This is a genomic window from Kitasatospora sp. NPDC004669 (assembly GCF_040609455.1).
In the GTDB taxonomy this organism is placed as follows: Bacteria; Actinomycetota; Actinomycetes; order Streptomycetales; family Streptomycetaceae; genus Kitasatospora.
In genome coordinates, this window is record NZ_JBEXKB010000111.1 from 1 (window position 1) to 19206 (window position 19206).

Annotated in this window: 16 protein-coding genes and 1 pseudogene; 2 read left to right on the forward strand and 15 right to left on the reverse strand. The window is 72.4% G+C overall.

The features are described from left to right. Positions 1–745: 745 nt before the first annotated feature. Positions 746–1570, reverse strand: coding sequence for a hypothetical protein (locus ABZW30_RS43350; protein WP_355676837.1), 825 nt, complete (start codon positions 1568–1570; stop codon positions 746–748). Between the two features lie 194 nt (positions 1571–1764). Between ABZW30_RS43350 and ABZW30_RS43355 the strand changes: the two genes are divergently transcribed. Next, positions 1765–1983, forward strand: a complete 219-nt coding sequence (locus ABZW30_RS43355) for a hypothetical protein (RefSeq protein WP_355676838.1) — start codon at positions 1765–1767, stop codon at positions 1981–1983. Between the two features lie 143 nt (positions 1984–2126). Further along, positions 2127–2477: a hypothetical protein gene (locus ABZW30_RS43360; protein ID WP_355676839.1), complete on the forward strand. Its 351-nt coding sequence runs from the start codon at positions 2127–2129 to the stop codon at positions 2475–2477. A 262-nt stretch (positions 2478–2739) separates the two neighbouring features. On the opposite strand, the gene ABZW30_RS43365 is transcribed toward ABZW30_RS43360, so the two are convergent. The 14 genes and pseudogenes from ABZW30_RS43365 to ABZW30_RS43430 all read right to left on the reverse strand — a co-directional run. Then, positions 2740–3036 carry a DUF4287 domain-containing protein gene (locus ABZW30_RS43365; protein ID WP_355676840.1) on the reverse strand — a complete coding sequence of 99 codons (297 nt, stop codon included), beginning with the start codon at positions 3034–3036 and terminating at the stop codon, positions 2740–2742. A gap of 226 nt (positions 3037–3262) precedes the next feature. After that, positions 3263–3520: pseudogene (locus ABZW30_RS43370) on the reverse strand (transposase); the annotation flags it as partial. A 272-nt stretch (positions 3521–3792) separates the two neighbouring features. Next, complete coding sequence (locus ABZW30_RS43375; protein ID WP_355676841.1) at positions 3793–4083, reverse strand: DUF6355 family natural product biosynthesis protein; 291 nt, start codon at positions 4081–4083, stop codon at positions 3793–3795. Positions 4084–4179: 96 nt separating this feature from the next. Then, on the reverse strand, positions 4180–5223 hold the full coding sequence (locus ABZW30_RS43380; protein WP_355676842.1) for a beta-ketoacyl-ACP synthase 3: 1044 nt from the start codon (positions 5221–5223) through the stop codon (positions 4180–4182). 112 nt (positions 5224–5335) lie between these two features. Continuing rightward, positions 5336–5875, reverse strand: coding sequence for a YbaK/EbsC family protein (locus ABZW30_RS43385; protein WP_355676843.1), 540 nt, complete (start codon positions 5873–5875; stop codon positions 5336–5338). 110 nt (positions 5876–5985) lie between these two features. Continuing rightward, complete coding sequence (locus ABZW30_RS43390) at positions 5986–6273, reverse strand: acyl carrier protein (protein ID WP_355676844.1); 288 nt, start codon at positions 6271–6273, stop codon at positions 5986–5988. 70 nt (positions 6274–6343) lie between these two features. Then, a complete protein-coding gene (locus ABZW30_RS43395) occupies positions 6344–7333 on the reverse strand; it encodes an alpha/beta hydrolase (RefSeq protein ID WP_355676845.1) in 990 nt (329 codons plus the stop codon). Further along, positions 7326–8726, reverse strand: a complete 1401-nt coding sequence (locus ABZW30_RS43400) for a condensation domain-containing protein (protein ID WP_355676846.1) — start codon at positions 8724–8726, stop codon at positions 7326–7328. Before ABZW30_RS43400 ends, ABZW30_RS43395 begins: the two co-directional genes overlap by 8 nt. 92 nt (positions 8727–8818) lie before the next feature. After that, positions 8819–10540 carry an acyl-CoA dehydrogenase gene (locus ABZW30_RS43405; protein WP_355676847.1) on the reverse strand — a complete coding sequence of 574 codons (1722 nt, stop codon included), beginning with the start codon at positions 10538–10540 and terminating at the stop codon, positions 8819–8821. After that, complete coding sequence (locus ABZW30_RS43410) at positions 10537–12282, reverse strand: acyl-CoA dehydrogenase family protein (protein ID WP_355676848.1); 1746 nt, start codon at positions 12280–12282, stop codon at positions 10537–10539. The genes ABZW30_RS43405 and ABZW30_RS43410 overlap by 4 nt, the downstream gene beginning before the upstream one ends. Beyond that, complete coding sequence (locus ABZW30_RS43415; protein WP_355676849.1) at positions 12279–14084, reverse strand: fatty acyl-AMP ligase; 1806 nt, start codon at positions 14082–14084, stop codon at positions 12279–12281. The genes ABZW30_RS43410 and ABZW30_RS43415 overlap by 4 nt, the downstream gene beginning before the upstream one ends. Before the next feature lie 21 nt (positions 14085–14105). Continuing rightward, positions 14106–14900 (reverse strand): alpha/beta fold hydrolase, encoded by a 795-nt coding sequence (locus tag ABZW30_RS43420; RefSeq protein WP_355676850.1) that lies wholly within the window; start codon positions 14898–14900, stop codon positions 14106–14108. 80 nt (positions 14901–14980) lie between these two features. Further along, a complete protein-coding gene (locus ABZW30_RS43425) occupies positions 14981–16291 on the reverse strand; it encodes an MFS transporter (RefSeq protein WP_355676851.1) in 1311 nt (436 codons plus the stop codon). Positions 16292–16341: 50 nt separating this feature from the next. After that, positions 16342–19206, reverse strand: a 2865-nt coding sequence (locus ABZW30_RS43430; RefSeq protein ID WP_355676852.1) for a serine hydrolase, incomplete at its 5' end; no start/stop codon positions are given.

Sequence of the window (19206 nt, forward strand, 5' to 3'; positions counted from 1 at the left end):
ACTTGTTGCGCCCCTGTGGCTTCCGGTCCGCTCGGATCTCGAAGTCCATCGCACCCCTTGAGCTGGGGTGTTGCAACGACTCCTAGAACCCAAGCCTTGGGACGGGCCCTTCTGCGTTTCTGGGGTCAGAGCCATTGCCCGGCTCTGGACGCCCGTGCCGGAGGTCGACCGTTGGTCTCGGCCAGCTCGTACAACTGCCTCTTGAACCAGGTCATTGTCCGCATCCCAAGATCCGATGGCCCAGGACAACGTGACGCTGAATCTGCTGGCTTGAAGCCTGATGGGAAGCGGCGGTGTAAACGCCGTTTACACCGGAGGGGAAGGGAGGCCGGGCGACACGCGGCTGCGGGATGTGCCAAAACTGACCCCGCGCCCCGTCGACCCGGGTGCTCCTTGGCGCGGTGGTGGCGATGCCACAGCCGTGCCCGGCCCGCCGTTCGGCGATGACGACTGGGCCAGTCCGCCGTTCCGCGACGGCAACCGGTGAGGTAGCAGCATGGGTGACATCGCCAAAGGCGTTCTCGGCGGCGGCTGGGCACTGGTCGTCGGGTGGATCCTGCCCGCCGGGGCGGCACCAGTGGCGAGGACGGCGGCGGTAGATCCCGGTGGACAGGCCGGACCGCCTGGCCGCCGCTGGCGCCGTCGGGGATGAGACGGCCACTGGTGGGCTGGAACAGCGCCTAGGAGTCGTCCTGCCCCGCGCGCCGGGCCGACTTCCCGCGCGGGCCTGCGGTAATCGTTCGGATCATGCGGTGGTTCTGGGCTCGTCGCCTTCGCGGGAGCGGCGGAGTGCCTCGGCTGCGGCCTTGCGACCGGCGGCCGCGAAGATCATCTCGTTGGAATCCACCTCGTGCCACTTCGCGTCGTGCAGGCGGACACGGAACGCCCGGACGGGCAGTCGGCCGTCATCCGTGGAGTAGAGCTCCTCCCGCAGGCCGCGCTCGAAGGCCTCGGCGAGATACAGCGGAAGGCGGTCCTCGGGAACCTCCAGGACGAACTCGAAGTGCTGCTCCCCGTCGGCGGGCAAGGGCGTGAAATCCGCGGTGGCAATGGCGTAGTGGCCGCACATCGTGAATTTGACCAGGCGAACGTGCACGTCCCGGATGACGGACGCCTCGCCGGTCGCCTCCTCCTCCGGCTGCTGCGCGGCGGGCCGCAGGGTGACGAGCCGACGCGGACCGACACCGTCATGGAAGGACTCGGAGAACTCGTAGGCCGCCTGCTGCCCGGCTGCCGCGAAGCCGGCCTCCGTCGACTGCCCCTCACGCCACTGCGCGTGGCGCAGCCGCACCCGCACCGCGTACGGCAGGACCTGGCGGAAGGACCAGGCCCGGAGTTGGGCGAGCAGCCCCTCGCCGAAGGCGGCGCCGAACTCGGCGGGCAGCACGGAGGAGGGCACCTCGTTGACGAACTCGAACGGAAGGTTCGGGTCCCCGTCACCGGTCGGGAGGGGTTCGAAGTCGGCCGAGGCGACGGCGAAGGGACGCACTCCGCCCCGGCTGGACAGGTACGCCTGAACGTCCCTGATCGGCCGGTCGAGTTGCTGAGGATAGTCACGGACTCCTGCCATGATCCGATCGTAGGTGCCACCGCGGTGCGGGCCTCGCCGGGGGCGCCGACGAGGGTCAGCGGTGGAGCCGTTCGCCCGCCGGGGTCCGGTCCGAGGGACGGTGTCCTTCCGGCGGGGACGGCGGTTCGGTACGCGTCGAGGTACTCGGCCACGCAGGGCACCTTCTGGTGGGGCTCCAGCGACTTGGCGATGCCGTGCACGGAGAGGGCGATCCTCTCGGAGCGCACGTCCTTGAGGTAGGCGAGGGTTCGGCGGCCGGCATCAACGGCGGCGTCGAGGTCGGCCCGCTCCCGGCCCGCTGCGCCCGCACCCACCGGCCCAACTGCTCGCCTTCGAACGCCGTCTCCACCGGCAGCTGCGCCCAGTCGACCCGGCCGTCCGACTCCAGCCACCACTGCCGCGCCACGGCATAGGAGCGCTGCCAGACGATCGGCCAGGCCGGGCACCACCACGGGTCGATCTCCTCCAGCGCAGCCCGGCGCTCCCAGGCCACGCGCAGCTCGCCGCTCCCGGCGAGATGTTCCAGGTGGTCGTCTGTGCCACCACCATTCTGATGGTGATCAACGTTCCCATCGGCCTGCTCGCCGACGAGGTGGGTCCCCGGCACTTCCTGCTCGCCGCGACCGTCCTGTTCGCGATCTGGGGCTCGTACAGCTTCCTCGCCATCGAGGGAGCCTTCGCCAGCCTGCTGTCCATCTACCTCAGCGGCACCGTGTACCTGGTCTCCGCGACGACCGCCCTCCCCGGCATCCTCTCCGACTCTCCGAGCTCTTTCCGGCGGAGAACCGCGCCCTGGGACTCGGCCTGCCCAATGCGGTCACCGCGGCCGTCCTCGGCGGTATCGCCCCGCCGCTGGCCACCTACCTCGGCGACCACGGCCGGCCCGGCTGGTTCATCGGCGGCTTGACGGCCCCACCGTGCTGCTCGCCCTGCCCGCAGCCCGCCTGACCCTGCGCACCCCCGCCCCGGTCGCCCCGGCCCCGGCCCGGTCATCCCTGACCCTCACGAAGTAGCCGCCCACGGTGAAGAGGCCACGGGCCGGCCCTGGCACTCACCGCTCGCAGCCGACCCCGTACAAGAGCCCTCCAACACACCAGTGGGCTGTCCCACACCGCAGATACGGGTGGGACAGCCCACTGCGCGGAAGCCTTCCGGCCCCTTGCCCCCGTTCAGGAGGCGGAGGGGCGGGTCTTCTTTCCGTCGAGCCAGAGAGTGTCGGACTCGTCGCGGTGGCTGCCGGTCGTCCCGACGTGCTTCCCGTCGATCTTCGCGCCGTTCTTGAAGACGTGCACCAGCGCCATACCGTGACCGCGGCCCAGACCGTACTCCTCCTTGAGCCACTCCAGGATCGGGCCCGCCTTCTTACCCGGCCCCTCGAAACCACGCTCCTGCGCCAGTGCGATGAACTGGCGTGGCGTCAGGCCGGTCTTGTCCTCAATCGTGTCCAGATATGCCTGAAACGACATCTGATCTCTCCGTACTTCTGCTCTGTCGGACGTTCGGGGGACAGACCACACCCCGCCCCGGCCAAGGATGTCCGAGAAACGCCCTCCCCGCATCTTCCTGATTGCGCAGCAGCGGGAGGAGCCGGTCGGGCCGAACGGGATACGGCGCCGGTCCCGGCCCGGTCGGGGGGCCAGCAAACGGTGTGACTCGGTTGGGTTGAGTTAGCGACGGCCGGCGGAGAGACGGCGGCACGAACTCGGCCCAGGCGTTCTCCCAGAGCCGGACGATCGCCGGGTACTTCTTCCCCCAGGCCTCGGTGAACTCCACGAACCGCTCCAGGGCGGCGTCCTCGGTCGGAGCGGTGTAGACGGGCTTGAGCGCCTTGGAGATCTTCTCCCGGTCCTGGCGGGCCGCGTAGCGGAACGAGGCCCGGATCAGGTGGACGATGCGGGTCCGGGTGACGGCCTGCGGCCAGACCGTGCCGATGGCGTCGGGCAGGCCCTCCGAGGCCCGGTACGATGCGACGCCATCACGACGGAACTCGTCCGAGTACTTCGACGGACGCCCCACCTGGACTTCCCTTCCCGGATCGACAAGACCCAAGTGCCAGGGTGTCCACATCGCGGGGCAGAGCTCACCCGAGCATGCGCAGGATCCATCCCGGTCAGGCACTCCTCTTCGAGTCCGGATAACCCGTCCGTCCAACCGTTGCGCCGCTCACGTCCAGTTCGTCCACGGGCGCGAGCGGCGCAGCGGCTCCTTGTTGCTTGAATTCGTCAGCAGCCGTCGTGCATATACGTGGCGAATACGATCTGGTCGATCGCGAAGATCTCGTTGATGCCTGGAGTCATGCACATGCCGGTGTCCGGGACGGCGCGGTAGCCCACGTCGATGGTGACGTCGGTGTTGGCGCAGTTGTTCCAGTAGGAGTGGCCGTCGGCTTCGTAGTAGCCGCACGGGGTGGTGGCCTGGGTCGCGGCCGATGACGGCGTTGCCGAGGTGAGAAGCAGGAATGTCGAAATGGCCGCCGTGACGGCGACGAGGAAATGACGCTTGTATCTGGTCATGCGGGCCAGAATTCCGAGCAGGGCTATGCGGGCTCTATATGTCCTGCCCGTCCACCGGCCCGTCGGGGGCGGGCGGGCCGGTGGACGGGCAGGAGGTCAGGAGACGGGCTGGGGAATTGCGGAGGTGGTCCAGGCGATGAGGGCCTGGGTGGCGGGGTTGACCGCGGGGACGGGGTCGAGGTGGACGATCTGGCCGGCGTAGGTGAGGCCGGCGCCGAAGCCGAAGAGCAGGACGTTGCCGCCGGTGTCGATGTCGCCGCGGTTGATCATGCGGGACAGAGCGATCGGGACGGTCGCGGCCATGGTGTTCCCGGTGGTCGCCACGTCGGTGGCGACGGGGACGCCGGGCAGGTCGAGGTGGTTGGCCAGGGCCCGGATGATGCGCAGGTTGGCCTGGTGGGGCACGAAGCCGGCGAGGTCGGCGGGCCGGATGCCGGCGTCCGCGCAGATCCGGGCCGCGATGGGGCCCAGGCTCGTCGCCCAGCGGTAGACGGCGCGGCCGTCCTGGCGCAGGACACGGGTGTCGGGGTCGATGACGATCCGGTCGGCGTGCTCACCGACGCTGCCCCACACCACCGGGCCGATGGCGCGGCGGTGGTGCGGCAGGACCACTGCCGCGCCCGCGCCGTCGGCGAAGAGCACGGCGGTGTCCCGGTCGGACCAGTCCAGCCAGGAGCTGGCCTTGTCGGCGCCGATCACCAGGGCGCCCCGGCTGGTGCCGGACCTGATCAAGGAGTCCGCCACGGCCAGCGCGTGGCAGAAGCCGGCGCAGGCGCTGTTGACGTCGAACGCGGCGGGCGCGGCCAGGCCGAGCCGCCCGGCGACCCGGGCGGCGACGGCCGGCATGGTCGACTCCGCGCTGGCGGTCGCCACGATCACCGTGTCGATGTCGGAGGCGCAGTCGAGGCCGCCCCGGTCGCGGGCGAGGTTGGCCAGGGCGTCCTGCGCGGCCGCGACGGCCATGTCCGCCACCGTCTCGTCCGGGGCGGCGACGCGGCGTTCGCTGATCCCGGTGCGGGTCAGGATCCACTCCGCGTCGACGGTCAGCCGTTCGGCGACCGCCTCGCTGGTCAGGACGGTGCTGGGCAGGTAGTGCCCCATGGCAGCGATCCGTGTGCCCGGGGCCGGGATTGATGGCATTGTCGTCTCTCCTCGTGTGATCAACCAGGAACCGGGACGCCCTGGGCACCACCGAGTACTACCGTCGCCGCCACGGCTATATTTTTCTTCTACTCCGGGCCTGCCGGGAATTTCAGGCGGAGCGTTCGGCCACCGGCGCGATTCGTGGACGCGCCAGGGTGAAGTAGTCGCCGGTGTCCAGGGCCACGGAGCGGTCCAGGCGGGCCGCGTTGAAATACAGCTGCGGGCTTTCGAGGAGTTCCGGGTCGACGATCAGCTCCAGGTCGGAGTGGAACGCGAACGGCACGACGGATCCGCTCCGGCATCCGGTGAGGCGCTCGGCCCGTTCCGGGGAGGCGAATCCGGCGCTCGTGCCGCCCAGCAGGTCCCGGACGGCGTCCACGTCGACCCGCAGGTCGCCGGGGACGACGGCGAGGGCGTGGCGCGTGCCCCGGCCGGGTGTCCTGACCTGCAGGACCAGGCACTTGGCGGCCTGTCGCAGGGGGTGACCGCGCAGGACGCTGGCGGCGTCCGTACGGCCTTCCGCCGCGTGGTGGATCATCCGGTACCGGCACCCGGACCGGTCGAGGAGGTCGATGAGCCGTGTGTACGTGCTCGGGTCGGCCGGTTCATCGGGACGGATGGTCTCCGCCGGCTCGGCTGTGCGAGTCATCACTAGCAACTGGTTCACTCCTTTTCTGACGGTGCGGAGGGGAGCTGGTCGGCGGCCTCGGGCGGCCGGCCGGACCGCGTGGTCGCCCGCGCGGTCCGGCCATCGGCGGGTCAGGCGGGCCGGTCGCCGTTCCCCGCGAGCATCTCCACGAGCAGGCCGGACAGGGCCTCGATGGTCGGGTAGTCCCAGACCAGGGTCGGCTCGACCTCGATGCCGAACTCGTCCTCGATCTCGCCGCACAGGGTGAGCCCGTGGAGGGAGTCGAGGCCGTACTCGGCCAGCTTGGTGTCGGTCCGGATGGAGTCGACCGGCTCCTCGAGGTAGAAGGCGACCTTCTCCCTCAGCCACTCGGCGATCGGCGCCTGCTGGATCTCGGTGGTCGTCGCGGCGGTGGTCATCGGTGTGTCTCCTCGAAATCTGAAGTGGTAGCGGGAAGGGGACGGGACGAAGGAAGGGGGGTGGGGCTGGTCAGCTCATCGACCGGGCGAAGGCGACGAGGGCGGCCGTGACCTCCTCCGGGCGTTCCTGCTGGATCCAGTGGCCGCAGCCGGGGAGCAGGAGCATCTCGCGCAGGCCGGGGACCCACTGCCGCAGTTCGGACTCCAGGCGGGCGGGGTCGGCGCCCTTGATCACGAAGTCCTCCGCACCGGCCAGGTAGAGGGCGGGCACCTGGATGGCCGCCTTCTGGTACGGGGCGGTCAGGTCCCAGTTCGCGTCGAGGTTGCGGTACCAGTTCAGCCCCCCGGTGAAGCCGGTCCTGGTGAACTCGGCCGTGTAGACGGAGAGTTCGTCCTCGGTGAGCCAGCCGGGCAGCGCGGCGGGCTCGGGGTAGAGGTCCAGCAGGCCGCCGCCGTCCGGCACGACGGGTGCCCGGTGGGGGGCCGAGCCCGAGGTGCCGCTCAGCAGGCGGCGGAAGGACGCGGCCACGTCGCGCTCCAGCTCCGCCTCGGCGACGCCGGGCGTCTGGAAGTACAGCATGTAGTGGCCCTCGCCGATGCCCCGACGGATCGCGGGCAGCGGGTTGAGCGGCGAGCGCGGGCGGTAGGGGATGCTGAGGCCCGCCACGCCCCTGACCCGGTCGGGGCGCATCAGGGCGGTGTGCCAGGCCACCTGGGAGCCCCAGTCGTGGCCGGCTACCACGGCCGGGCCCTCGCCCAGCGCGTCGATCAGCGCGACCGCGTCGCCCACCAGGTGGTGGATCGTGTACTGGGCCGCGTCCTCGGGGCTGTCGCTGCCGCCGTAGCCGCGCATGTCCGGCGCGACGGCGTGGAACCCGGCCGCCGCCAGGCCGACAAGCTGGTGGCGCCAGGAGTACGCGAGTTCGGGGAACCCGTGCAGCAGGACGACGAGCGGACCCCGACCGGCCTCGACGATCCGGACGCGGCGCCCGCCGGCTCGCAGCGTGCGGTGGCCGACCCCCTGCGGGAGCGGCAGGTCGGACCCCGGCAGCTCAGACACGGACGGCCTCCCGGCCCGACGGGCGGGAGAGGTCCGGGGCCTGGACCAGGCGCAGCCGGGAGATGACCTGGTCCGGGTCGGCGGCGGCGGTGTCCAGGGCGCGCACGTAGTAGGAGGCGAAGCGCTCGATGGTCGACAGGTCGAACAGCACGGCGTTGTAGCGGAAGTCGAGCGTCAGGCAGTCGGTGCTCTGGCGGACGTTCACCGCGAGGTCGAGCTGGCCCTCGGCCTGGGGCAGTTCGAACGGGCTGATGGTCAGGCCGTTGTGCTCGATGGTGTTGTGCTCGCCCTCGCCGTCCAGCAGCAGCTTCATCAGCGGGTCGGGCTTGGCGACACCGATCAGGTTGAAGGTGATCTGGCACAGCGAGGAGCCGGCGCTGGTGCGCGGGCGGTTGGCCGTGCGGGTGAGCCGTGCGAAGGGGTAGCCGACCGCGGCGAGGCCTTGGCGGACCTGGCCGTCGACGGTCGTCGCGGCGTCGCGGAAGGTGGCTCCGGGGGCGAAGCTGCCGCGGAAGACCAAGGTGTTGATGTAGTTGCCGACGACGTCGCGCATCGGCGGGGAGAGCCGGGTGGTGGTGGGGCAGCCGATGAGGAAGTCGTTCTGCCGGGTGTAGCGGTGGAGCAGGCCCTGGAAGGTGCCCAGCAGGAAGGAGAAGAGGGTCACGCCGCAGGCGCGGGCGGCCGTGCGCAGCGCCTCGACCTGACCGGCGTCGAGCTCCAGGTGGTGGGTGGCGCCGACGGGCGCGGGCCCGGCGGTGCGGGGGCGGTCGGTGGGGATCTGCGCGGGCTGCGCCCCCTCGATCACACCGTGCCAGAACGCCTCGGCGCGGGCGCCGCGCGGAGAGGCGAGCAGGCGCTGTTCGGCGACGACGTACGTGTCGTGGGTGTAGGAGACCGGGGCGGGCGCGGCCTCCTCGCCGGCGACGGCCTGCTGGTAGCCCGCGAGGATGTCGCGCAGCAGGACGAGGTCCGAGACGGCGTCGGAGGCGATGTGGTGACCGGCGATCAGCAGGACCGCGTCGGTCGCGGAGCGACGCAGCAGGACGAAGCGGAAGGCGCCGCGGTCACGCAGGTGGTACGGCTCGTTGAGCGCCCGGCGGACGGCGGTGCGCAGTTCGTCGTCACCGACCGGGCCGAGGTCCTCGACCAGCAGGGCGAAGGGTTCGTGGGCCTGCGGGGTGCTGACGGCCACCCCGTCGACCTTGTCGAACAGCGAGTGGACGAGTTCGTGCCGGGCGACGGCGGCGGCGACGGCCTCCCGGAGTGCGGGCAGCTCGATGGGGGACAGCACCCGTACGGCGACGCCGGTGTTGTAGGAGCTGCCTTCGGGGTCGAGTTCGTAGAGGAACCACAGCGCCTCTTGGGCGTGGGAAAGCTGATGATAGGTCGACATCATCGGCTCCCTTCTGGGATGAAAAAGCCGATATGCGCGGAGGGTCTGCGCGTGGACGTGGAGCGACCGGTGGCGTCCGGCCGGTGCTCGGGTCAGGCCAGTCGGCGGCCCGTGAGGTCGAATCCGCGGCGGGTCTCGTGGCGGCGGGCGAGCTCGGCGAAGACCGGCTCCGGTACGCCGTCCGTCTCCGGTCCGCAGCCGAGTCGGCCGGCCAGTCGGCCCAGCGCGGCGGCGAGCCAGGCCGTGTCGCGCAGGAACGGGTTCGGGTTGTCCGCGTTGTGGCGCCACACGCCGAGGCAGGCGGCGGCCGCGAGTAGGACCGCGTAGCGCTCGGCCAGCACGAAGGTGCCCGCACTGGCCACCGGGGTGCGGTCGCGGGGGGCTAGCGCGCCGAACTGGTCCTTCAGCCGGCGCAGTTCTCCCACCAGCGAGGCACACAGCGGGCCGAGCACCCGGTCCCCGGCCAGCTCGGCGGCCACCTCGGGCAGTGCCGCCATCAGCGGGTCCTCGCGGCCGGCCATGACGCTCAGCCGCTCCGCGTCCAGCTCCGGCAGGGCCCGGTTCATGGTGAACAGCTCGGCCGGGGCGCCGTCGTCGCGCAGCCAGCCGCCGCGGGCCATCCGCGGCAGCTGGGGGATCATCGTCGCCTGGCACACCGTTCCGCCGGCGTGGACGAGCGAGGCCACCGGGAGGTCGCGCAGGTGTTTCTGGAAGACGCCGTGCTCGCCCTCACGCAGGAAGGAGCGCGCGCCCAGCACGACGGCCATGGCGTCCACCGCCTCGCGCATCAGCGTCGGCACCAGGTACTTCACGGCCGCCGCGTAGACGCTGGTCTGGCCGGGGAGCACGTGCAGGGCGCGGCAGACCGTGGTGGCGAGGCAGTCGGCGACGAGCAGGTCGAGCCACGCGCCGGCCAGCAGCGAGCGGGCGTGCGGCAGTTCGGAGACGGCCCGCCCGTACAAGCGCCGCTGGACCGCGAAGTCCATCACCGTCCGCAGCTGCTGGTCGACCGTGCCGACCGCGGCGGCGGGCAGCACCGCACGGGTGACCTGGAAGGCCCGCAGGATGGTCTCCATGGCCTCCCCGAAGCCGCCGGCGACCGCGGTCACGGGCACCGGGCAGTCCTGGAACTCCAGGCCGCCGAGGTACAGGGCGCGTACCCCGCTGGTCCGGTAGCGCGGCAGGAAGCGCAGCCGCTCGCGCGGGACGCTCGCCATGTCGACCAGCACCATGGAGTGGCTGCGGCTGCCGGCCTCCTCCCGGGTACGGGCCAGCAGGGTGACGGCCTCGGCCCTGGCGAGGTTGTTGATGATCTCCTTGCGGCCGTTGAGGACGAGCGAGTCGCGCTCCACCCGGGCGCTGAACGCGGTGCGGGAGACGTCGTTGCCGGTGGACATGTCGGTGTACCCGGCGGCGACCCGGCCGTTGCGCAGCAGCACGTCCGCCAGCCAGCGGCGCTGCTTGGCGCTGCCCGAGGACCAGACGTTCACGGAGCCGACGAGGTTGCTCGCGCCGTGTCCGAGCGCCAGCGCGACGTCACGACGGAACAGCGGGCGCAGCACCCGGGCCAGGTGGTCGGCCTGCCCGAGCCGGCCGCCGAGCGCCGCCGGGACGAACTCCGCGCCCAGGCCGTAGGCGTCCAGCACCCGCTCGCCCGCCGACAGCAGGTCGCCGCGCTCGTCCGCGTTCAGGAAGGCGGCGAAGCCCAGCGGGTTGCCGGGGTCGGTGGGATCGCCCAGCCGCGATTCCAGCGCGGCCGGGGTGCCGAGGTCGGTGAAGGGCGACGCGGCGGGTGCCGCGGATGCCGTGGTCATGAGCGGCCTTTCACGAGCGGGTGGGTCAGCAGGGAGGGCAGGTCGCCCCGGCCCTGCTGCTCGATCAGGACCGGCACCAGGCGCTCCAGGACGTCGCCGTCGGTGTCCGGTCGGCCGGGGAGCAGCTGGTCCAGCAGCCTGACCAGCACGGCCTCCAGCCACAGGCCGCCCTGCCACAGCGGGTGGTCGGCGCCGGCCGTCGCGTGGTTGCGCAGCCACAGCTGGATCGCCGCCGAGGCGGCGAAGCAGCGGGCGTACCGTTCGGCCAGGGAGAAGGCGGCCACCGGGACGTCGGTCGCCACCGGGCGGTGGGCCGCCATGGCGGTGCCGACCTCGCCGGCCACGGCGGCGATCGCCTCCGCATTGCGGGCGAGCGAGTCGGGGACCACGCCCTGGCGGGCCAGTTCGGCCAGCTCCGCCACGCCGTCGGCGAGGGAGAGCACGATACTGCCGCCGGGGCGGGGCAGCAGGGAGAGCCGCTCGCGGTCGAAGTCCGGCAGCTCGGCCGTCAGGGTGGCCGCCTCCTCGACACCGAGTCGGTCCACCTCGCCACGGCGGGCCTGGCGGGCCAGCTGCGGGAACTGGTTGACCAGCGAGTGGAGGTTCACCACGGTGTTGCCGTCGAAGATGGACACGATGCGGTGGTCGCGCTGCACCTTCTGGAAGCGCCCGTGCTCGAAGGTGTCGCCCACCAGCAGGGAGCGGGCGCCCAGCACCGTGGACAGGCGGGAGACGACCTGGTCGACCAGGGTGGGGACGAAGTACTTGGTGACGGCCGAAACCACCGACAGTTCCCCGGTCAGGGCGTGGATGGCCCGTCCGGCCACCAGGGTGGTGGCCTCGGCGAGGAGCACGTCGGCGTACGACCGGGCGATCAGGTGCCTGGTCTGCGGCAGGTCGATCAGGCGGCTGCCATAGGCGTGGCGCTCCAGGGCGAACCCGGCGGCCAGCCCGAGCGCCTGGTCCGCCGCGCCGAGCGACAGGGCGGCGCACAGGGTGCGGGTCAGCTGGAGGCTCTTCAGGACGGTCTCCGCACCCCCGCCCTCGGCGCCGATCAGGGCGGCGGCCGGCACGGGGGCGTCGGTGAACGCGATGCCGCTGATGTCGGCGCCGCGGATGCCGTGCAGCTTCACCGCCGGCAGCGGCCGGTAGGTGTCGCCCCGGAGGCTCTGCTTGTCGACCATGAGCAGGCTGTACGCGCGGGCGCCGCCCTGCTCGCCGGTGCGGGCCAGGACGCAGATCCGCTGGCCCCGGTTGGCGTTGTTGATCAGCCACTTCTCGCCGGTGAGGCGGTAGCCGCCGTCCGGTTCCCGCCGGGCGGCCACCTCGCCGGCGAGCAGGTCGCTGCCGTGGTCGCGCTCCGTCAGGCCCCACGACACGACGGTTCCGTCGGCCACCAGCCGGCCGAGCTCGCGGGCCTGCTCCTCGCTGCCGCCGACCCAGACGGACACCGCGCCCAGGAAGGTCTTGCCGTGCGCGATGGCCACCGTCAGGTCGCGCCGGGCGACGGCGCGCATGAGCTGCAGCACCTCGTCGTAGCGGTGCAGCGAGCCGCCGTACGCCGCGGGGACGTAGTGGCGGGGCAGGCCCAGGAAGTCCAGCTCGCGGCAGATCTCGACCGGGAACTCCTCGCGGTCGTCGAGTGCGCCGCAGCGGGCGTACGAGAAGAGCCGGCCCGCGTCGTCCGGGTCGCCCAGGGCGCGGTCGAAGTCCAGGACGGCGGGGTACGGGGCGGAGGTCACGGCGTCTCCCCCGTGCCGCCAGCCGCGGCGGCCGCCGTCTCGGGCGTGCGGTAGCGCTTCCTGGTCGCCGTGTTCAGGTCCTCGTACAGCGGCTCCAAGGCGCCGGTCATGAACTTCTCGCGCATCAGCCGCCGCTGGATCTTGCCGCTGGTCGTGCGGTGCACCTGGCCGGGACGCAGGAACACCACGTTCGACACCTTCACGCCGGCCGCCTCGGCGAGCTCGCCGCGCACGCGGCGCGCCAGTTCGGGCAGCTCGATCGGGTTGGCCGGGTTGGGCCGGTACTCCTGCATGACGACGATCTCCTCGCCGTCGGCGGGGACCGAGCAGACGCTGGCGACCAGGCCCTGCAACGAGGCGTGTACGGTCTGCAGTTCGCGCTCGAGGTCGTGCGGGTAGAGGTTGCGGCCGTTGATGACCAGCACCTCCTTGGTGCGGCCGGTGACGTACAGCTCGCCGTCGTGGATGATCCCGATGTCGCCGGTGCGCAGGAAGCCCCGCTCGCCCTCGGCGGTCATCGCGCGGAAGGTGCGCTCGGTCTCCTCGGGGTTGTTCCAGTACCCGGCCGTGACGCTCCGGCCCCGGATCCAGATCTCGCCGGCGCGGCCGTCCGGCAGCGTGGTCCTGGTCTCCGGGTCGACGATCCGCACGTCGAGCCCGTGGATCTGGCCGCTGCTGACCAGCTTGGGGGCCTCCGGGTCGCCGGGGAGCGGGCGCAGCACCTTGTGGGCGAGCGCGTCGCCGTCCACGGAGGTGATCGCCGGGCGGCGACCGGGCGGCGTGCCGGTGACCAGCAGCGTGGTCTCGGCCATGCCGTAGCAGGGGTTGAAGACGTCGAGGCTGAAGCCGGCCGGGGCGAACTTCTCAGCGAAGCGGTGCAGCGTCGCGGCGCTGATGGGCTCCGAGCCGTTGCCCGCGTTGCGCAGGTGGGACAGGTCCAGGGTGGCGACCTGCTGGTCGTTGATCCGGCGCACGCACAGGTCGTAGGCGAAGTTGGGCGCGACGGTGGTGTGGATCTTCTTGCGGGAGACCAGGTCCAGCCAGAGGTAGGGGCGGCGCAGGAAGTCCATCGGCGCCATCAGGTAGGTCGTGGTGCCGAGGTAGAGCGGCTCCAGCACCTTGCCCATGAGCCCCATGTCGTGGTGCTGCGGCAGCCAGCTGGCCACCAGGCAGCCGGAGTCCAGGCCGAAGGCGCGCTCGATCAGCTGCAGGTTGTGGAAGAGCGACCCGTGGGTGACCATGACGCCCTTGGGGGTGCTGGTCGAGCCGGAGGTGTACTGGAGGATGACCAGCGTGTCCGGGCCGAGCTGCGGCACCCGCCACCCGGGCGCCTCGGCGAGTTCCAGGGTGTCGGTGACGACGGCCTCGACCCCGGTGAGGCCGGAGTCCGTCACGAAGGCGTTGACGGCGGCGGCGTTTGGCGTGTCGGTGAGGATCAGCCGGACGTCGGTGTCGTGCACGATGCCGACCGAGCGGGCGTCATGGCCCCGCTGGCTGCCCGGGATCGGCGCCGGCACGGCGACCACGCCCGCGTACATGCAGCCCATCAGGACCTTCACGAACTCCAGGCCGGTGCCGTAGAGCAGCATCACCCGCTCGCCGACCGTACAGCGTCCGGCCAGCCACGAGGCGATCCTGCGCGCCTCCCGGTCGAGTTCGGCGTAGGTCAGCGTCTCCTCGACGGGCTCCCCGTCGACGACCCGGACGAAGGCCACGGCGGTCTTGTCGGGGATCGTGCGGCTGTGTGCTTCCAGTCGGCTCACCAGGTGCTCGTGCATGGCGCCGCTCTTCCTTTCGGTCATGGGATCTGTGGCTCCGGGTGATCAGGTACGGGAGAGACCGGCGAGGGCCTGCTTGAGCCGCAGGTCGCTGCGGAGGTGGCCGGTGATGTGGCCGAGGAGCTCCTGCTCGTGCGCCTCGAGGTAGAAGTGGCCGCCGGGGAAGGCCCGGAACTCGAACGCGGAGGCCGTGGTCTGCGACCAGGCGCGGGCCTTGTCGATCTCGCAGTCCTCGTCGCTGTCGCCGACGTACGCCACGAGCGGGCAGCCGGTCCGGGTGCCGGACGCCGGGCGGTAGGCGTCCAGCAGCCGGTAGTCGGCCCGGATGCTCGGTAGGACCAGCTCCAGCAGCGCCGCGTCCTCGATCTCGCCCATCGAGCCGTTGCCCAGCTGCCGGAGCTCGCGGACGAAGGCCTCGTCGTCCTCGGCCCGGCCGGGGGGCGTGGCCAGGTGCGGCGCCTCGGCGCCGGAGACGAACAGCCGCACCGGCTGGACCCCGTGCCGTTCCTGGAGCCGCAGGGCGACCTCGTGGGCGACGTAGGCGCCCATGCTGTGCCCGAACAGCGCGAGCGGCGTGTCGAGCAGCGGGACGAGGGCGGCCACGATGTCGTCGGCCAGTTCGGGCAGCGAGGCCGCGAACGGATCGGCGAACCGGTCCTGTCGGCCGGGATAGCAGGTGGCCAGCACCTCGACGTCGTCGGGCACGGCCCGCGCCCAGGTCCGGTAGGAGGTCGGCGCCCCGCCGGCGTGCGGGAAGCACACCAGGCGCAGGGCCGGGGAGGGCGTCGCCCGGTAGCTGCGGAACCAGTCGGCCGCCGCGCCGGTCATCGAACCTGTCATCGGGGTCCTTCCTTGGAATCGTGCGCGGAGGCGTCACAACGGCTGGCACGCCGCCAGCATCCACACGCTCTCCCGGAGCCCTATATCCCGCCCATACCGGCGGATTCGGCCGCCGCAGCCGGCTCCTGCGTCCCGTCGGCGGACTTCGCGGCGTCGGGCTTCGCGTCGGCGCGGTTCCCCGAGGCGCGGTGCTCGGCGCGCACCGCCGGGCTGAGTGCCACCACGGCGGTCAGCGCCAGCACCGCGATGCCGAGGGTGAAGCCGGTCGCGGACGGGCCCGCCCGGTCGACCAGCCAGCCGCCGGCCAGGGCGCCCAGCGAGTTCGCCCCCGAGGACAGGAAGCTCGACGCCCCGTTCACCCGCCCCTGCAGGGCCTCGGGGGTCACCTGCATCTGGTAGACGTTCCCGGTGACGTTGAACAGGCTGGCCACGAAGGTGATGCCGGCCAGCGAGACGGCGATCAGCGCGGGCGAGCCGGAGCACGCCGAGACCGGGATGAACACCGTCCACACCGCGAAGCCGGCCACCGCCGTCCGGTACAGGTCCGACCGGCGCGACCACCAGCCTGCGCTGAGCGCCCCGAGGATGCCGCCCAGCCCGCCCGCGCCGAGCACCAGGCCCACCACCGCCGGCGTGTGACCGCCGTTGTGGATCCGCACCAGCACCGCCAGCAGGAGCACCTGGAAGACCAGGTTGCTGCCCGCGAACACACAGGTCATCACCCTCAGGAACCGCTGCCGCCACAGCCAGCGGACCCCTTCCCCGATCGCGGCGCGCAGCGACGGGCCGTCCGGGGCGGCCGCCTGGGCGGCCGGGGCCGGGTCGAGGGCCCGCCGCAGGGTCACCAGCAGGACGGCGGCGACCAGGCCGACGGCCGCGTTGGCCGCGAACGGGAGCCAGCGGGCCACCGTGAACAGCAGGCTGCTGCCGGGCTGGGCGAGCAGGCCGATGGCGGCCCCGCGCGCCTCGTTCTGGGCCAGCGCGGCCGACAGCTGCCCGGGCTCGACCACGGTGCGCACCGCCGCCCGCTCCGACAGCTGGTAGAGGATCGCCATCGCGGACTGCAGGAACGCGCCCAGCATGAGCTGCGGCAGCCAGAACCGGCCGCACAGCTCGGTCACGGCGATGCTGGCGACCACCGCCACGCAGACGATGTCGCAGCCCATCATCAGCCTGCGCCGGTTCCAGCGGTCGACCAGCGCCCCGGCCGGCAGCTGGACGAACAGATTGGGCAGCGCGGCGGCGAACGTGACCAGCCCGGTCGTGCTCGCCGATCCCGTGTGCCACAGCGCCAGCAGCGGGTAGGCGACCATCGTCACCGAAGTGCCGAAGCGCGAGATCCCCGCGCTCACCCAGAGCCGGATGAAGTCGGCGTTGCGCCGCAGGGGCACCGGCCCGGGCAGAGCCCGAGCCGGTGCCGACGGCTTCGCCGCGGAAACGGTCACCGGTGCTGCCCCGCGACCGCCGCGCGCGCCCGTTCCTGCTGCACGGCCTCGTCGATGGCCTTCTGCCACAGTCCCGCGACCCTGGTCCGCGCGGACCAGGTGGCGACGATCATGTGCTTCACCAGCTCACGTCCGCTCACCGCGTTGGTCAGCAGGACCGAGCCGACACCCGAGTGCACCCGCAGCCCGGTCATCGCCTGGTAGCCGTAGGCCTGGCCGCCGTGGCCGAACTCCACGTCCCCACTGGTGGTGTCGACGATAGTGCTCCAACCGTAGTTGCGGTCCGACTGCGGCGACAGCATCTGCCGCACCAGCCGCTGGTCGACCAGGCCGCCCGAGTACCCCAGGTAGCCGCGCCGGACCTCGACGGCGAACTTGGCCAGGTCCTCGGCGGTGCTCCACATCCCGGCCGCGGCCGGCTCCGGCTGGACGATGTAGCCGCCCCGCACCTGGGTGCCCACCACGTCGTGTCCCCGGGCGAAGGGCCGCCCGGAGGCGTGCGGGAACATCGGGTCGAAACTGCTGCCCGCCATGCCCAGCGGCGTGAACACCAGACGCTTCACCAGGTCGGGGAAGGCCTCACCGGTGAGGTCGGTCATCACCTGCTGGAGCACCGAGTAGTGCACCGAGTTCTGCCGGAACACCTGGCCGGGCACGTCCTGCCGGCGCGGCGGCGGTGTCTTGGCCGGCGCCCGCCCGTACAGCATGTCGAGCATCGTCGGCTGCTCTGCGTCGTCCGGGTAGTGGCCCTCGTTCACGGTCGGGTGCGGGGCGAACCCGGCCAGGTTCGCCACCAGCAGCCTCGCCGTGACCGGCTCCTGGAACTCCCCGGGGACCTGCCAGGACGTCAGGTAGCGGTTGACGTCCCGGTCGAGGTCCAGCAGACCCTCCGAGACCAGCCGCAATGCCGCGTACGTCGTCACGTGCTTGCTGATCGACCCCACCGCGAACAGGGTGTCCGGGGTGACCGGCTCGCTCTCCCCGGCGCCGAGGACGCCGTAGCTGCGGACCGCCGTCACCTGACCGTCGTGGATCAGGGCGAGGCTGGCGCCCGGGATGGCGTGGTCGGCCATCACCTCCTCGGCCCGCAGGTCCGCGAGCACCGACTCCGCCGCACTGCTGCGACCCGCCCGGCGCACCGGGCGGCGGCCCGACACGGCGTCGGCACCGTCGTCCTCGCCGAGCAGCACCCGCAGTTCCGCCATCTGCTCGTCGACCAGTCGGCGGACGGTCGCCGCCTCGTGGACGTCCGTGCTGTGGACCCACTCGACGTAGAGCCGGCCCTCGTACACGTACGCGTCGATCTCCAGCAGGTGCGCCCGCGGGGCGTCGGGGGCGGCCGCGGGCACGACCCGCTCCGCGAGGTAGACCAGCGGCGGCGTCCCGTTCAGGGAGCGGGCCGTCGGCCGGCCCGCGGCGAAGCGCGGCGCCGTGAAGGAGAACCGCACCTCCGGTGCCGGGAGGGCGGCCAGCTCCTCGGCCACCTCCGGGTCCGGCGCCAGGTGGCGCAGCAGTCCGTATCCCTGCGCCGGGTCGGGCAGGGTGCGCATCTGCCGGGCGACCGACTTCAGCGAGGACTGTGCGTCCCGGCCGAGCGGCAGTCGCAGGGTCACGGGGTGGCCGTGGTCCAGCGGGCCGACCGTCCGCGACGGGTCGCCGGTCGTGTCCGCCGTCGCGCCGCCCCGGGCGTCACCGGCGATCTCGACGGCGATCCGGTCGGCCTGCGCCCAGCGGGCGAGCGTACGGCCCACCGCCGTCAGCACCAGGTGCTCCGGGTGTGTGTCGGCCAGCAGGGACGCGGTCAGCTCGGACGGCAGGGTCGCCGTGACCGTGTTGGCCGTGGCGTGGGTGGTCTCCACCCGGGCGCGGTCCACCGGGAGCGCGGCCCCCTTCGGCCGGTCCAGCCACAGCTCGGCCTGGTCCAGCAGCTCGTCCGAGTGCGCCAGCTCCAGCTGCTGCTCCGCCCACCAGTGCAGCGGGGACGCCACCGGCGGCAGAGTCGCCGGAAGGCCGTCGTTGAGCTGCCGGTACGCGGTGTTCAGGTCCTCGACGAGGACCGTCCAGGACGCCCGGTCGACCGCGAGCTCGTGGACCGTGAGCCAGATCTGGTCGGCCGCCCCGCTCTCCGCGCCGAAGCGGATCAGCGTCGCGTCCACCAGCGAACCGCCCCGGGTGTCCAGGCGCGCCCGGCCCTCGACGACCGCCCGCTCGATCCGCGCCGACCGCTCGGCGGCCGGCACCTCGCCGAGGTCCACGACGTGGACCAGGGCTCCGGTGCTCGGCTCCGCCAGGTGGGCGCGGCCGCCGGCCGCCTCGTCGAACCGCAGGCGCAGCGCCTGGTGGTGCTGCACCACGGCCCGCAGCGCCTCTTCGAGGACGTCCGCGTCGGCCTGCCCGTTCACCGGCAGCCGCACGGTGCGGCCGCCGGTGGCCTGAGCGCCGAGCAGCCGGTGCTGCTCCGCGAGCAGCGCGATCCCGTCCTGCTCCGGCGTCCGGCCGCCGTCGCCCTGTGCCAAGGCGGCGAGTTCACGCAGGTTCGTGGCCTGCATGACCATCCAGACCGCCAGCGGGAGACCGGCCTCCCGGCCCGCGGACAGCATCCGTAGGGCCCGGATGGAGTCGCCGCCGAGCTCGAAGAAGCTGTCCTCGACGCCGATGCGGTCGATGCCGAGGACATCGGACCAGATGGCGGCCAGCTGCTCCTCCACCATGGTGCGCGGGGCGACGTAGGCCGCCCGGGTGAGCGCGGTGGTGGTGGAGGCCGGGAGGGCCTTGTGGTCGACCTTGCCGCTGTTGGTCAGCGGGATCGCGTCCAGGGCGACGAAGACGGCCGGGACCATGTACTCGGGCAGCGAGCGGGC

Bases quoted from the DNA above. Each gene is read 5' to 3' on its own strand.
- ABZW30_RS43350 (WP_355676837.1), bottom strand. From the start codon at position 1,570: ATGGCAGGAGTCCGTGACTATCCTCAGCAACTCGACCGGCCGATCAGG.
- ABZW30_RS43365 (WP_355676840.1), bottom strand. From the start codon at position 3,036: ATGTCGTTTCAGGCATATCTGGACACGATTGAGGACAAGACCGGCCTG.
- ABZW30_RS43375 (WP_355676841.1), bottom strand. From the start codon at position 4,083: ATGACCAGATACAAGCGTCATTTCCTCGTCGCCGTCACGGCGGCCATT.
- ABZW30_RS43380 (WP_355676842.1), bottom strand. From the start codon at position 5,223: ATGCCATCAATCCCGGCCCCGGGCACACGGATCGCTGCCATGGGGCAC.
- ABZW30_RS43385 (WP_355676843.1), bottom strand. From the start codon at position 5,875: ATGACTCGCACAGCCGAGCCGGCGGAGACCATCCGTCCCGATGAACCG.
- ABZW30_RS43390 (WP_355676844.1), bottom strand. From the start codon at position 6,273: ATGACCACCGCCGCGACGACCACCGAGATCCAGCAGGCGCCGATCGCC.
- ABZW30_RS43400 (WP_355676846.1), bottom strand. From the start codon at position 8,726: ATGTCGACCTATCATCAGCTTTCCCACGCCCAAGAGGCGCTGTGGTTC.
- ABZW30_RS43405 (WP_355676847.1), bottom strand. From the start codon at position 10,540: ATGACCACGGCATCCGCGGCACCCGCCGCGTCGCCCTTCACCGACCTC.
- ABZW30_RS43415 (WP_355676849.1), bottom strand. From the start codon at position 14,084: ATGACCGAAAGGAAGAGCGGCGCCATGCACGAGCACCTGGTGAGCCGA.
- ABZW30_RS43420 (WP_355676850.1), bottom strand. From the start codon at position 14,900: ATGACAGGTTCGATGACCGGCGCGGCGGCCGACTGGTTCCGCAGCTAC.